Below are 12,922 nucleotides of genomic sequence, written 5' to 3' on the forward strand. Positions count from 1 at the left end.
GCTGCATATGCTTGACGGCGCGCGCCGGTTGAGCAAACCCGCGGCCATGGCAAAAGACGCGAAGACCAAACCGGCCCGATCCGAAACCGCAGAGACGTTCCGCTTCCTGCTGAAGCTGGCGGTGGTCGTATTGATCCTGCGCAGCTTCATCTTCGCGCCGTTCAGCATTCCGTCCGAATCGATGCTGCCCCGGCTGCTGATCGGCGATTATCTGTTCGTGTCGAAGTGGAGCTATGGCTATTCGCGCTGGTCGCTGCCGGGTGGCGTGCCGTTGATCCCGGGACGGATTTTCGCCAGCACGCCGACGCGCGGCGATGTCGTCGTCTTCCGCGCGCCCGAAGTGCTCGACCATGACGTCATCAAGCGCGTGATCGGCCTGCCCGGCGAGACGGTGCAGATGCGGCAGGGCACGCTGTACCTGAACGGCACCGCGATCCCCAAGGCGCGGATCGCCGACTTCACGATCCCGTTGACCGCCAATTTCGATGCGGAGAAATGCGGCGCGCCGTTCGTCGACGTCGCCGACGGCGTCCAGATCTGTCGCTATCCGCGCTACCGCGAGACGTTGCCCGGCGGCCGTAGCTATTCCGTGCTCGACCAGGCGCAGCTGCCCGATCGCGACGACACGGGCGTCTATACGGTACCCGCCGGCCATATCTTCGTGATGGGCGACAACCGCGACGACAGCGGTGACAGCCGGTTCCCCGCACCAAGCGGGATGGGTTATGTCCCGCTCGAGAATGTCGAGGGCAAGGCGGTCGTCAGCTTCTTCTCGACCGACGGTAATGCCGAATGGCTGAAACCCTGGACCTGGGTCAGCGCCGCGCGCTGGGAGCGGATCGGGGAAGGCTTTTGAGCGATCTCGGCGACTGGCTGGCGGGCGTATTCGGTCGCCGGCCGCGCGATCTGGCACCCTATGAGCGCGCACTGACGCATGGCAGCCAGGCGAAGGCGAATTACGAGCGGCTGGAATTCCTCGGCGACCGCGTCCTGGGGCTAATCGTCGCCGAATGGTTGTACGAACTGTTCGCGACTGATCCTGAAGGGTCGCTCTCGAAACGCCTGAACGCGCTCGTCACGGGCCCGGTCTGCGCCGAGGTGGCGCGTGAGCTCGGAGTGCGCGCGCATCTGAAGCTCGGCAAGCAGGCGCGCGACGACGGCGCCAGCGACAGCGACAATGTGCTGGGCGACGTGATGGAGGCACTGATCGGCGCCTGGTACCAGGAGGCCGGGCTCGACGCCGCACGTGCGTTCGTCCGCGGCGCATGGGGTGACCGCGTCCAGGCCGGCGCCAAGGCGCCGCAGCACCCCAAGTCCGCGCTTCAGGAATGGGCGGCCGCGCATAACCGCAAGCCCCCCGAATACACAGTCGTCGAACGCTCCGGCCCCGGACACGCCCCCAAATTCACGATCCTCGTCTCGATCGGCAAGCTCGCCGAAGCGACCGCCATGGGATCGAGCAAACAGGAAGCCGAAACCGCAGCGGCCAAGGCGCTGCTGGAGAAGCTGGGCTGACAAGAATGGTTCACGCGGAGCCGCGGAGGCGGCAGCGAGTGGAACTCCGATCTCGCTCCGAACGACTCCGAGATAATCGGCGGCGTATGATCGAAGCGGGCGCGATCCCCATCCACATCATCTCCGCGCCTCCGCGGCTCCGCGTGAACCAAACTGCCTTGTCGCGACGCGATGACGAACAGCCGTTTTCGCTGTACAGGTGTCCGCAACACCAGTTCGAAAAGAGCATATGTGACTGAAACGAATACCAAGCCCGATCCAAAGCATTGCGGCCTAGTCGCCATCGTCGGCGCCCCGAACGCAGGCAAGTCGACGCTCGTCAACGCGCTCGTCGGCCAGAAGGTCGCGATCGTCAGCCCCAAGGCGCAGACTACGCGCGCCAAGCTGATGGGCGTCGCGATTGAGGGCGACACCCAGATCCTGCTCGTCGACACCCCCGGCATCTTCGAGCCCAAGCGCCGGTTCGACCGCGCGATGGTCGCCGCCGCCTGGGGCGGCGCTGAGGGCTCGGACATCATCGCGCTGGTGGTCGACGCCAAGGGCGGGATCGGCGGCAAGGTCACGACGATCGTCGAGTCGCTGGTCGGTCGACCTGAGCCGATCTGGCTGATCCTCAACAAGGTCGATCTCGCCGACAAGACCAAGCTGCTGATCCACGCAGAAAAGCTGAACGCACTGCTTCCATTTGCCGAGACGTTCTTCATCAGCGCGGGCACCGGCGACGGCCTTGCGCACTTCAAGACGCAGCTCGCCAAGGCGATGCCCGAAGGTCCGTGGCATTATCCCGAAGACCAGGTGTCCGACTCGACCGAGCGCGCGCTGGCGTCCGAGGTCACGCGCGAGCAGCTCTATCTCCAGCTCCACGCCGAGCTCCCCTATGCGAGCACGATCGAGACCGAGCAGTATATCGAGCGCCAGGACGGGTCGCTGGAAATCCACCAGCAGATCCTCGTCGAACGCCCGACGCAGCGCGCGATCGTGCTCGGCAAGGGCGGCGTGCGGATCAAGGAAATCGGCGCGCGCTCACGGATCGAGCTCGCCTCGATCACGGGCAAGCCGGTGCATCTGTATCTGCACGTCAAGGTGAAGCCGGGCTGGGACGAAGACCGGGAAGTGTACCGCGATATCGGGCTAGACTGGGTCGACTGACCCGCGACCACCACGCTCCACCCCGGCGAAGCCCGGGGCCCAGTTGGGGGACGATGGTCACGACGGACAGCGCTCCGTTACTCGGGCCTTCCCAACTGGGCCCCGGCCTCCGCCGGGGTGGTAGTGTTCGATGCAAAAGGATGTTCCCCCGCGAAGGCGGTGGCCCAGACTGGACTCCCGCCTTCGCGGGAGAGCAGGCTTTGGCTCGGCACTGCGTCACACCGACGCCTATTGTACCAAACCCGCGACCTCCTGAAATCTATTGATGCTACCGTAGACCTCACCGGCTGACCCGGACGAGGACCACGCGATGCCGACCCTGATCGATGCGACGTCCGCGATCCGCTACGACCAGTTGCATCTGTCCCCGGTGGCGCTGGATTTCGGCCTGTTCCAGCTCCGATGGTACGCGCTCAGCTATATCGCGATGATCGCGCTGGGCTGGTCGTGTCTGCGGAGGATGCTCCGCCGGTCCGGTGCGCCGATGACGGCGGGGCATGTCGACGATCTCGTCTTCTACCTGACGCTGGGCATCATCATCGGTGGTCGGCTCGGCTATTGCGTGTTCTACCGGCCCGAGATCTGGCGCGCGCCGCTCGACGTGCTGAAGCTCTGGCAGGGCGGCATGTCGCTGCATGGCGGGTTCCTGGGGGTGATTGTCAGCCCGGTCCTGTTCACACGGCGTCATCGGCTGTCGCTGCTCCGGATGTGCGATTACGTCGCCTGCGCGACGCCGTTCGGCCTCGTGCTGGTGCGGATCGCCAATTTCGTGAACGGGGAGTTGTGGGGCCGGCCGAGTTCGCTTCCCTGGGCGGTGATCTTTCCGGGCACGCATGACGGCATCCCCCGGCACCCGAGCCAGCTCTACGAAGCCGCGCTTGAGGGCGGACTCAGCATGATCGTCCTGGCCTATCTGTTCTGGCGCACCGACGCGCGGCTTCGTCCCGGCCACCTGCTCGGCGCGGGGCTGATCTTGTACGGCACCGCGCGGTTCCTGCTCGAATTCGTCCGCCAGCCCGATGCCGGGCTCGACCATCTGTGGTGGGGGCTGACGATGGGGCAGACGCTGAGCGTGCCGATGATCGGCGCGGGCATCTGGTTCTACGTCCGGTCGCTCAAGCGCGCGCGCGTCGCCCCGTGACTATCGCCCCAGCACCTCATCGACCCAGGCCGGCACCAGTATTCCGGCCGCGCCGATCCGCGTCTCCTCGAAAAACACGCTCCCCATCGAAGGGTCGAGGTTCAGCTCCAAGGTAGCGGCGCCGTGATAGGCCGCGGTCTGTACGAACCCCGCCGCCGGATAGACCGCGCCCGACGTTCCGATCGACACGAACAGATCGGCCTGCGCCAGTGCCGCCTCGATCCGCTCCATCTGGTACGGCATCTCGCCGAAGAACACGATGTCAGGCCGCAGCGCCGCCGACCCGCAGGCGCCGCATATCGACCCCTCCGGCAAGCTGCCGGTCCAAGGCTCGCGCGCACCGCAAACGGCACATAGCGCGGAAAGCAGTTCGCCATGCATGTGCAGCATCCGCGTCGCGCCCGCCCGCTCATGCAGGTCGTCGACATTCTGCGTGACGATCAGCAATCCGCCGCCCCACGCTTCGTCCAGCCGCGCCAGCGCACGGTGCGCGGCATTGGGCTCGACCGTCGCCAGCGCCGCCCGACGGAGATCGTAGAAGCGGTGCACCAGCTCCGGATCCGCCGCGAGTGCCTCGGGGGTGCAGACGTCCTCGACCCGGTGTCCTTCCCATAGGCCGCCCGGGCCGCGGAACGTCGCGATGCCGCTTTCGGCAGAAATTCCTGCACCCGTCAGAATGACGATGTTTCGTAGATCCTGCATCGTCACCCTCTACGTATGGCGCTGTCGCCAGGATAGCCGCAGTCACGCCGATATCTCGCGTCTCCGAGCATCGGGTCGGCGGGATGCGCCCGGTTGCTCGTTTACGGCGTTGAACCGAACCGACCATGTCTTTGTGGCCGGCCGCACACCGTTCGCCGATGCCGTCATGGCACCGCGCGCCATGATATTCGAAGGATCCAATGCGATGGTGACCAAAAAACTGATGCTGTTGAGTGGCGTGATCGCGGTCCTTGGCGGCTGTGGCGACACGACATCGACTGGCGCCAACACTGCCACCGTCAATACCAGCGCGGCGGCGAGCGCAGCGCCCGACGTCACCCGCGTCCGCGGCGTGATCACCGCGGTCGGCGCCGATACAGTGACCGTCCAGACCTATGACGGCAAGTCGGTCAGCGTGCCGCTCGACGCCAAAACCAAGGTCGCCTGGGTGGTGAAGTCCGATCTGTCGACGCTGAAGGACGGGGACTTCATCGGCACCGCGACGACCGGTCCCGACGACGCGCTGCGCGCGGTCGAGCTCGTCATCTTCCCCGAGGCGATGCGCGGGACCGGCGAGGGCCATTATCCCTGGGACGTTCCCGGCGTGGTCGCGGCCGCTGGCGGCGGCGCGGCCGATGGGCAGAGTGCAATGACCAACGGCACCGTCGACGGGCAGAGCGCGATGACCAACGGCACCGTCGACCAACAGAGCGGGATGACCAACGGGACGGTAACCGGCGGCGCGGGCAAGGCCGGCGAAACCAAGCTCAGCATCTCGTACAAGGGCGGCAAGGCGCAGGTCGTCGTGCCCGTCGGCACGCCGATCGTCCGGTTCGAGCCGGCCGAGCGTTCGATCTTCGCAAAGGGCCAGAAGCTGTTCGCGATCACCTCGACCGGCGCGTCGGGGGCGAGGTCCGTCGCGGTCGGCAAGGATGGCCTGACGCCGCCGATGTAAGACTGCTGCACGTAATTAAAGTGAGGGGCTGGAGTGGTGATGTGTCCACTCCAGCCCCTTTTGTTTGGAGAACCTCACACGTCGGACCTCGTGCAGGCGCGGACGTCGTGGCGGGTCGCGCGGCGATCGCCCGGCCGACCCTATCTTCATAAATCACCCGATCGCCGCTAAGACGCCTGCAAACCCGTATCCGTAAAGGCGCTGCATGACCGTCATCACCGAAGCCGACCTGATCGAAAGCGTCGCCGACGCGCTCCAGTTCATCAGCTACTACCATCCGATGGACTACATCCGTGCGCTGGGCGTCGCGTACGAAGCCGAGCAGAGCCCCGCCGCCAAGGATGCGATCGCGCAGATCCTGACGAACAGCCGGATGTGCGCGGAGGGTCATCGCCCGATCTGCCAGGATACCGGCATCGTCACGATCTTCGTCAAATGGGGCCAGGACTGCCGCCTCGACTCGACCCGTTCCTTGCAGGAGGTCGTCGATGAAGGCGTGCGCAAGGCGTATCTCAACCCCGAGAACAAGCTGCGCGCGTCGATCCTCGCCGATCCCGCCTTCACGCGCCGCAACACCAAGGACAACACGCCGAGCGTGATGCATGTCGAGATGGTGCCCGGCAACACGGTGTCGATCGACGTCGCGGCCAAGGGCGGCGGCAGCGAGAACAAGTCCAAGTTCAAGATGATGAACCCAAGCGACTCGATCGTCGACTGGGTGCTCGAGATGATCCCGCAGATGGGCGCGGGCTGGTGCCCGCCGGGGATGCTCGGCATCGGCATCGGCGGCACCGCGGAAAAGTCGATGATCCTCGCCAAGCAGTCGCTGATGGGCGCGATCGACATGGCGCAGCTGAAGGAACGGGGCCCCAAGAACGACATCGAGGCGCTGCGGATCGAGATCTACGACAAGGTCAACGCGCTCGGCATCGGCGCGCAGGGGCTAGGCGGACTCTCCACCATCCTCGACGTCAAGATCTTCGACTGGCCGACCCATGCCGCGTCAAAGCCGGTCGCGATGATTCCGAACTGCGCCGCCACGCGCCACGCGCATTTCGTGCTCGACGGCTCGGGGCCGGTCTATCTGGAGGCGCCAAAGCTCGAGGAGTGGCCCGACGTCAACTGGACGCCCGACAAGGCCGCGATCCGCGTCGATCTCGACACGCTCACGCCCGAGGTCGTGCAGACGTGGAAGCATGGCGACCGCCTGCTGCTGAACGGCAAGATGCTCACCGGGCGTGACGCCGCGCACAAGCGGATCGCGGATATGCTGGCCAGGGGCGAGGAGCTGCCCGTCGATTTCCGTGGTCGCGTGATCTATTATGTCGGGCCGGTCGATCCGGTCGGCGACGAGGTGGTCGGGCCCGCGGGCCCCACTACCGCGACGCGGATGGACAAGTTCACGCGCATGATGCTCGACCAGGGCCTGCTCGCGATGGTCGGCAAGGCCGAGCGCGGCGGCGATGCGACCAAGGCAATCGCCGAGGCCAAGTCGGCCTATCTGATGGCGGTCGGCGGTGCGGCCTATCTGGTAGCGCGCGCGATCAAGGGATCGAAGGTCGTCGGCTTCGAGGATCTGGGTATGGAAGCGATCTACGAATTCGAGGTCGCCGATTTCCCGGTGACGGTCGCGGTCGATTCGGCGGGCGAGAACGTCCACCAGCTGGCGCCGCTCGTCTGGCGCGAGAAGATCGCGCGGGAGGGGCTGCTCGCGCCGGCGTGACCGTTCGTCCTGATGACGTGGAACGGGGAGGGCGGCCCTTCCGTTGAGCTTGCGAACCAGAGGAGTTTCGTATGTTCAAGCCCGCCAACCCCGTCGTCGCGATCGCGGTCGCAACATTGATGACGACGAGCGCCGTTGCCCAGAGCGGGGCACCTGCGCCCGCGCCCCGTACGTCCAGCGGGGGCCTCGGCAGCTTGGGTGACAGTCTCGGCGGGCTTGGCGGCGGACTGGGTGGCGGATTGGGCGGCCTGCTTGGCGGTGGCGCGTCGGGCATCGGTTCGATCGGTGCGGGCAACGCGGCAGGTCTGCTCGGCTATTGCCTCAAGAACAACCTGCTGGGTCAGGGCGGGGCACTTGGCGCGTTAACCGGGCGGCAAACGGCGCCCCAGTCCCGGACGCAGGCTCCTGCGACGGGCCAGGCAGCGGGCGCGCAGTCGATCCTGCAGCGGTTGACAGGGCGGCAGGGCGTGCGGACGTCGCCCGGCTTTGCAGCGGGACAGGCGGGGGAGCTTCAGGCGCCGAACGGTCAGGGGCTGTCGCTCGACAATCTCGGCGGACAGGTGAAGACGAAGATGTGCAGCCTCGTGCTCAACCGGGCCAAGGCGTTTCTGTAACCGGCGCGTGCGCTAGGGCGGCTAGCCATCGCCCGTCCCGTCATCCTCACGAAAGTCAGGATCCAGGGTAATTAGGGGCAACCTGCGTGGCTCTGGATCCTGACTTTCGTCAGGATGACGGTGTGGGTTGGGGGAGGACCGTTCTGTTAAAGATGTGGGGCCACGTCCGCATCCTCCAAACAAAACCACCCGGAAATGAAAAGAGGTTGCCGGGGCGTCTCACGACGACCCGACAACCTCCTGACATGGTCAGCGGCCGGAGAGCTCCAGCCCGGAGGACCATGCGTACCACCTCATCCTGTGCCATGTGCGTTGATTGGAGGGCGATACCTCCCGCACATGCCGTCGGATATCAGTAGCGCGTCCCCCGAACGAACCGAACCGAACTCACTGCTGAACCATGAGACATCGGATCACCTCCTTTCGCTTGTTGAAAAAACGCGGCCAAGCCTGACCGCAACCGCAATGTGTGCCGGGCGCCCTGTTGATACAAGTCTTGTTTTGCAGAAGATTTCGCGCAATCCTCAAAGGCTGTGCGGCACGCTGGGCGAATGCCCGCCCTTACCCGCGGCAATCCTCGGTCACGCGTTCGATCTCCGCCCATGAGGGGATGACGAGGGCGGGCTGACCCTGCTGGTCGATCACGAACCGACCGCGGCTGAACCCCATCGCTTCGAGCAACGGATCGCTGGCCGGCAGTGTCGCCGTCACGGTGCCGGGCGTGCTGCCGGGCTGGACCGACAGCGCGCGCGTGACGCTCGACGTGCGGATCGTCATCGGCGTGGCGGCCGCCGCGGTGCGCGACAGATGGATCTGCCGCGTGCCGGTATCGCACTGCAGGGTGAGCACTGGCAGCGCCGCCTGCGTTCCGAAGCTCGCCACCGATCCGCGCGGATCGCGGCGATAGGTCCAGCTTCCCGGCGTATAGGGCCAGTCGCGCCAATCCGCCGCGAGCGGGGCGGGGCGTGGGGCGGGGGCGGGCGCCTCGACGCGCGGCGGCGGCGGCGTCGGTTCGGCGCGGGGCGGCGCGACGCAACCGGCGATCAGCGTCAGCGTGGCGAGGCCGGCGGCGATGGGCCAGCCGGGTGCGATAGGGGTGTGGGCGCGCATGACCCGCTATGCGGCACGCCCGGCGGCCGCTCAAGGCGCGAGGACGGCGATCGCGTGGGAACCGGCGCACGCTGCTACCGGTTCAGCGACGGAACACTGTAAATCAGGAGACGATCCATGTCCGATACCGTTGCCCAGACCCCAACCCAGCTGCTCGTGCAGGCCAATATTTCGGGGACGATGAAGGTCGAGAGCCGTGACGGCGACGCGGTCGGGACGGTCTATGCCTTCATGGTGCACAAGGGTACCGGGCGCGCGACGCACGCCGTGCTGAGCCTTGGCGGGTTCCTGGGCATGGGCAAGAGCTTCTACCCGCTGCCGTTCGCGTTGCTCCAGTTCGACGCGGTGCGTGATCTGTATGTGGTGACGATCGACAAGCGCGTGCTCGAGGGAGGCCCGAGCTGGTCGAACAACGCGCCGGTCTTCGATCAGGCCTATGCCGACCGGGTGGCGAGCTATTACGGGTCGAGCAGCGAGGATCTCGTCGTCGGCTGACGCGAGCGCGGGGAAGGGGCGGTTTTTGCGGCTCTGGATCCTGACTTTCGTCAGGATGACGGAATGGATTTAAGCTTTGCGCTGTCCACCCCTTCCTCGTCATCCTGACGAAAGTCAGGATCCAGGGTTACCAGCCTTAACCGGCGTTTAAAACGGCAGCAAGGCGCGACCTTAGCGAGACCGCGAGCCACCCATCCGCATCTTCTGGCTCTTCCCGTAGCGCGTTTTTCGGGTGCCTGGCTTGCCCTCGTTCGAACGGCCCATGACCGGCGCCTTCTGCTGGTCCACCGGCAGGCCAAGCTCCTCATTCTCCAGCTGCCGGATCTCGTCTCGCAGCCGCCCGGCGGTCTCGAACTCCAGATCCGACGCGGCCTTGCGCATCTGTTTTTCCAGATCCTCGATATACGCACGCAGGTTATGTCCGACCATGTGCGGGCGGTCCTCGTCTATCGGGACGGTGACCTGATCCTGGCTGGCGACGTGCGCGATGATGTCGCCGATGTTGCGGCGGATCGTCGTCGGCGTGATGCCGTGCTCGGTATTGTATGCGACCTGCTTCTCGCGACGGCGCGCCGTCTCGTTCATCGCGCGCTCCATAGAGCCCGTGACACGATCGGCGTACAGGATCACGCGCCCGTCGACGTTACGCGCCGCGCGACCGATCGTCTGGATCAGCGAGGTCTCGGACCGCAGAAAGCCCTCCTTGTCCGCATCGAGGATCGCGACCAGCCCGCATTCGGGAATGTCCAACCCCTCGCGCAACAGGTTGATGCCGATCAGCACGTCGTACACGCCGAGCCGCAGGTCGCGGATCAGCTCGATACGCTCCAGCGTCTCGACGTCGCTGTGCATGTAGCGGACCTTGATCCCCGCCTCGTGCATATACTCGGTCAGATCCTCCGCCATCCGCTTGGTCAGCGTCGTGACGAGCGTACGGTATCCGAGCGCGGTGGTCTTCCCGACCTCGACGATCAGGTCCTGCACCTGCTCCTCGACCGGCTTGATCTCGACAGGCGGATCGATCAGCCCGGTCGGGCGGATGACCTGTTCGGCGAATACGCCACCGGTCTGCTCCATCTCCCAGCTGCCCGGCGTCGCCGAGACATAGGTCGTCGGCGGGCGCATCGCGTCCCATTCGTTGAACCGTAGCGGCCGGTTGTCGATCGCCGAGGGAAGGCGGAAGCCATATTCGGCAAGTGTCAGCTTGCGGCGGTGATCGCCGCGCGACATGCCGTTGATCTGGCCGATCGTGACGTGACTCTCGTCGACGAACAGCAGCGCGTTGTCGGGCAGATATTCGAACAAAGTGGGCGGCGGCTCGCCCGGCATCCGGCCGGTGAGGAAGCGTGAGTAATTCTCGATCCCCGCGCAGCTGCCGGTCGCCGCGATCATCTCGAGATCGAAGTTCGTGCGCTGCTCGAGCCGCTGCGCCTCGAGCAACTTGCCCTCGAGCACCAGTTCCTTCAACCGCTCGGCAAGCTCGTGCTTGATCGCCTCGCCCGCCTGTTTCAGCGTCGGGCCGGGCGTCACGTAATGCGAGTTGGCATAGACGCGCACCGAGTTGAGCGACGCGACCTTCTTGCCGGTCAGCGGGTCGAACTCGGTGATCTCCTCGATATCGTCGCCGAAGAACGAGATGCGCCACGCGCTGTCCTCGTAATGCGACGGGAAGATCTCGAGCGTGTCGCCCTTCACGCGGAAATTGCCGCGCTGGAACGCCGCGTCGTTGCGCTTGTACTGGAGCGCGACGAGCTTGCGCACGATCTCGCGCTGGTCGACCGTCGTGCCCTTTTTCAAGTCGAAGATCATCGCCGAATAGGTCTCGACCGAGCCGATGCCGTACAGGCACGAAACCGACGCGACGATGATCACGTCGTCGCGTTCGAGCAGCGCGCGAGTCGCCGAATGCCGCATCCGATCGATCGACTCGTTGGTCGAGGATTCCTTCTCGATATACGTGTCCGACCGCGCGACATACGCCTCGGGTTGGTAATAATCGTAATAGCTGACGAAATATTCGACGGCGTTGTCAGGGAAGAACGACTTCATCTCGCCGTAGAGCTGCGCCGCGAGGATCTTGTTCGGCGCGAGGATCAGCGCAGGCCGCTGCACGCGTTCGATCACGCTCGCCATCGTGAAGGTCTTGCCCGAACCGGTGACGCCGAGCAGCACCTGATCCTTCTCGCCCTCGCCGATCGCCGAGACGAGTTCGGCGATCGCGGTCGGCTGGTCGCCCGCAGGCGCATAGTCGCTGACGAGCTTGAACCGCTTGCCGCCCTCGACCTTTGCAGGGCGCGCGGTCGGGCGGTGCGGGACGAAGGTGTCGCCGGTTTCGGGCTCGGCGAGGCTGGTGCGGATCTGGATGGCCATCGAGGGGGAATATGGGGAACAGGTGGCACGACGACAACGCCGCCATTGCCGGCATTCGTCAATCCGCAAACCACCCGTCGTCCCCGCGAAGGCGGGGATCCATAGCCTACCCCGCCAGCATTTTAAGGGAGAGCGCTGCCAGTAGGGATTCCCGCCTGCGCACCAATGACGGCCGTTCTAATGCGGCGAGCATTGTGCGGCCCCAAGCTTTGCTAATGTTGACCCACTGCACGCGCATCCATAATGCGACCGTTTCGCAAGCCATCGACCCGCCGGCGCGACTCCGCGCGGCCAAGGAATAGACGCATGACCGCCGAAACCCTCGAAACCCGCGCGCCTGTGCTCATCCCGGAGACGCCCGCGTTCCTCAACGCCAAGGTTCTGTGGGTGCGCCACTGGAACGAGCATCTGTTCAGTTTCGCGATCGAGCGCCCGTCGACCTTCCGCTTCCGCTCGGGCGAATTCGTGATGATCGGCCTCCCCCAGGACGGCGGCAAGCCGATCATGCGCGCCTATTCAATCGCGAGCCCGCATTATTCGGAAGAGCTCGAATTCCTGTCGATCAAGGTCGAGGACGGCCCGCTGACCTCGAAGCTCCAGCTGATCCAGCCGGGCGACGAGGTGTATCTGGGCAAGAAGCCGACCGGCACTTTGGTGCTCGACGCGCTGCTCCCGGGCAAGCGGCTGTTCATGTTCTCGACGGGCACCGGCCTTGCCCCGTTCCTCAGCCTGATGCGCGATCCCGACGTTTATTCGGCCTATGAGCAGGTGATCGTCGTGCACAGCGTGCGCCGCGTCAGCGACCTTGCCTATCACGACGAGATGGTCGCCTTGCTCGCCGAGGATCCGCTAATCGCCGAGGAGGCGGCCACGCAGTTCCACTACATCCCGACCGTGACGCGCGAGCCCTTCCGTACCACGCGGCGGATCGGTGCGCTGATCGAGGACGCGTCGCTGTTCGGCCATCCGGTGCGCGGCGACCAGAAGCTGAACCCCGAGACCGACCGCGCGATGCTGTGCGGATCGACCGAGATGATCAAGGAGTTCGCGGTGATGCTCGAGGCGCAGGGCTTCGAGGAGGGCGCGAATTCCAAGCCCGGCACGTTCGTGATCGAGCGCGCCTTCGTCGGCTGACCCGCCAGGGCGCT

At 65.5% G+C, this 12,922-nt stretch carries 12 protein-coding genes; 9 read left to right on the top strand and 3 right to left on the bottom strand.

Annotation, left to right across the window (positions count from 1 at the left end; genetic code table 11):
• Window positions 1-7 precede the first annotated feature (7 nt).
• The 4 genes from lepB (at window position 8) to lgt (ending at window position 3,805) form a co-directional block, all read left to right on the top strand.
• Entirely contained in the window at window positions 8-856 is an 849-nt protein-coding gene (gene lepB / locus ASE89_RS16755) for a signal peptidase I (protein WP_156363552.1), read from the top strand.
• Window positions 793-1,515: a ribonuclease III gene (rnc, locus tag ASE89_RS16760; protein WP_081877668.1), complete on the top strand. Its 723-nt coding sequence runs from the start codon at window positions 793-795 to the stop codon at window positions 1,513-1,515. The genes lepB and rnc overlap by 64 nt, the downstream gene beginning before the upstream one ends.
• 231 nt (window positions 1,516-1,746) lie before the next feature.
• Entirely contained in the window at window positions 1,747-2,664 is a 918-nt protein-coding gene (gene era, locus ASE89_RS16765) for a GTPase Era (protein ID WP_031395173.1), read from the top strand.
• A gap of 310 nt (window positions 2,665-2,974) precedes the next feature.
• Window positions 2,975-3,805: a prolipoprotein diacylglyceryl transferase gene (gene lgt / locus ASE89_RS16770; RefSeq protein WP_056679996.1), complete on the top strand. Its 831-nt coding sequence runs from the start codon at window positions 2,975-2,977 to the stop codon at window positions 3,803-3,805.
• Here the strand turns inward: lgt and ASE89_RS16775 are convergent, their stop codons facing one another.
• Complete coding sequence (locus ASE89_RS16775; protein WP_056679999.1) at window positions 3,806-4,507, bottom strand: NAD-dependent deacylase; 702 nt, start codon at window positions 4,505-4,507, stop codon at window positions 3,806-3,808. It abuts the gene before it with no gap.
• A 205-nt stretch (window positions 4,508-4,712) separates the two neighbouring features.
• Between ASE89_RS16775 and ASE89_RS16780 the strand changes: the two genes are divergently transcribed.
• From ASE89_RS16780 to ASE89_RS16790, 3 genes are all read left to right on the top strand, one after another.
• On the top strand, window positions 4,713-5,462 hold the full coding sequence (locus ASE89_RS16780; RefSeq protein WP_056680826.1) for a hypothetical protein: 750 nt from the start codon (window positions 4,713-4,715) through the stop codon (window positions 5,460-5,462).
• Between the two features lie 205 nt (window positions 5,463-5,667).
• Window positions 5,668-7,185, top strand: a complete 1,518-nt coding sequence (locus ASE89_RS16785) for a fumarate hydratase (protein WP_056680001.1) — start codon at window positions 5,668-5,670, stop codon at window positions 7,183-7,185.
• Window positions 7,186-7,256: 71 nt separating this feature from the next.
• Window positions 7,257-7,799, top strand: a complete 543-nt coding sequence (locus tag ASE89_RS16790) for a DUF2501 domain-containing protein (protein WP_056680004.1) — start codon at window positions 7,257-7,259, stop codon at window positions 7,797-7,799.
• A gap of 561 nt (window positions 7,800-8,360) precedes the next feature.
• On the opposite strand, the gene ASE89_RS16795 is transcribed toward ASE89_RS16790, so the two are convergent.
• Window positions 8,361-8,909: a hypothetical protein gene (locus ASE89_RS16795; protein ID WP_056680007.1), complete on the bottom strand. Its 549-nt coding sequence runs from the start codon at window positions 8,907-8,909 to the stop codon at window positions 8,361-8,363.
• A 117-nt stretch (window positions 8,910-9,026) separates the two neighbouring features.
• On the opposite strand from ASE89_RS16795, the gene ASE89_RS16800 reads away from it, so the two are divergent.
• Window positions 9,027-9,404: a PRC-barrel domain-containing protein gene (locus ASE89_RS16800; RefSeq protein WP_031395809.1), complete on the top strand. Its 378-nt coding sequence runs from the start codon at window positions 9,027-9,029 to the stop codon at window positions 9,402-9,404.
• A 171-nt stretch (window positions 9,405-9,575) separates the two neighbouring features.
• Here the strand turns inward: ASE89_RS16800 and uvrB are convergent, their stop codons facing one another.
• Window positions 9,576-11,774, bottom strand: coding sequence for an excinuclease ABC subunit UvrB (uvrB, locus tag ASE89_RS16805; protein WP_031395810.1), 2,199 nt, complete (start codon window positions 11,772-11,774; stop codon window positions 9,576-9,578).
• A gap of 306 nt (window positions 11,775-12,080) precedes the next feature.
• Here uvrB and ASE89_RS16810 point away from each other — a divergent pair, with 306 nt between their 5' ends.
• Window positions 12,081-12,908 carry a ferredoxin--NADP reductase gene (locus tag ASE89_RS16810; RefSeq protein ID WP_031441376.1) on the top strand — a complete coding sequence of 276 codons (828 nt, stop codon included), beginning with the start codon at window positions 12,081-12,083 and terminating at the stop codon, window positions 12,906-12,908.
• Window positions 12,909-12,922 lie beyond the last annotated feature (14 nt).

This window comes from Sphingomonas sp. Leaf30 (genome assembly GCF_001422525.1).
In the GTDB taxonomy this organism is placed as follows: Bacteria; Pseudomonadota; Alphaproteobacteria; order Sphingomonadales; family Sphingomonadaceae; genus Sphingomonas; species Sphingomonas aerolata.

Coding starts and splice junctions, on each gene's coding strand:
- uvrB (WP_031395810.1), bottom strand. CDS start 11,774: ATGGCCATCCAGATCCGCACCAGCCTCGCCGAGCCCGAAACCGGCGAC.
- lgt (WP_056679996.1), top strand. CDS start 2,975: ATGCCGACCCTGATCGATGCGACGTCCGCGATCCGCTACGACCAGTTG.
- ASE89_RS16785 (WP_056680001.1), top strand. CDS start 5,668: ATGACCGTCATCACCGAAGCCGACCTGATCGAAAGCGTCGCCGACGCG.
- lepB (WP_156363552.1), top strand. CDS start 8: ATGCTTGACGGCGCGCGCCGGTTGAGCAAACCCGCGGCCATGGCAAAA.
- ASE89_RS16810 (WP_031441376.1), top strand. CDS start 12,081: ATGACCGCCGAAACCCTCGAAACCCGCGCGCCTGTGCTCATCCCGGAG.
- rnc (WP_081877668.1), top strand. CDS start 793: ATGGCTGAAACCCTGGACCTGGGTCAGCGCCGCGCGCTGGGAGCGGAT.
- ASE89_RS16775 (WP_056679999.1), bottom strand. CDS start 4,507: ATGCAGGATCTACGAAACATCGTCATTCTGACGGGTGCAGGAATTTCT.
- ASE89_RS16795 (WP_056680007.1), bottom strand. CDS start 8,909: ATGCGCGCCCACACCCCTATCGCACCCGGCTGGCCCATCGCCGCCGGC.
- ASE89_RS16780 (WP_056680826.1), top strand. CDS start 4,713: ATGGTGACCAAAAAACTGATGCTGTTGAGTGGCGTGATCGCGGTCCTT.
- ASE89_RS16800 (WP_031395809.1), top strand. CDS start 9,027: ATGTCCGATACCGTTGCCCAGACCCCAACCCAGCTGCTCGTGCAGGCC.
- ASE89_RS16790 (WP_056680004.1), top strand. CDS start 7,257: ATGTTCAAGCCCGCCAACCCCGTCGTCGCGATCGCGGTCGCAACATTG.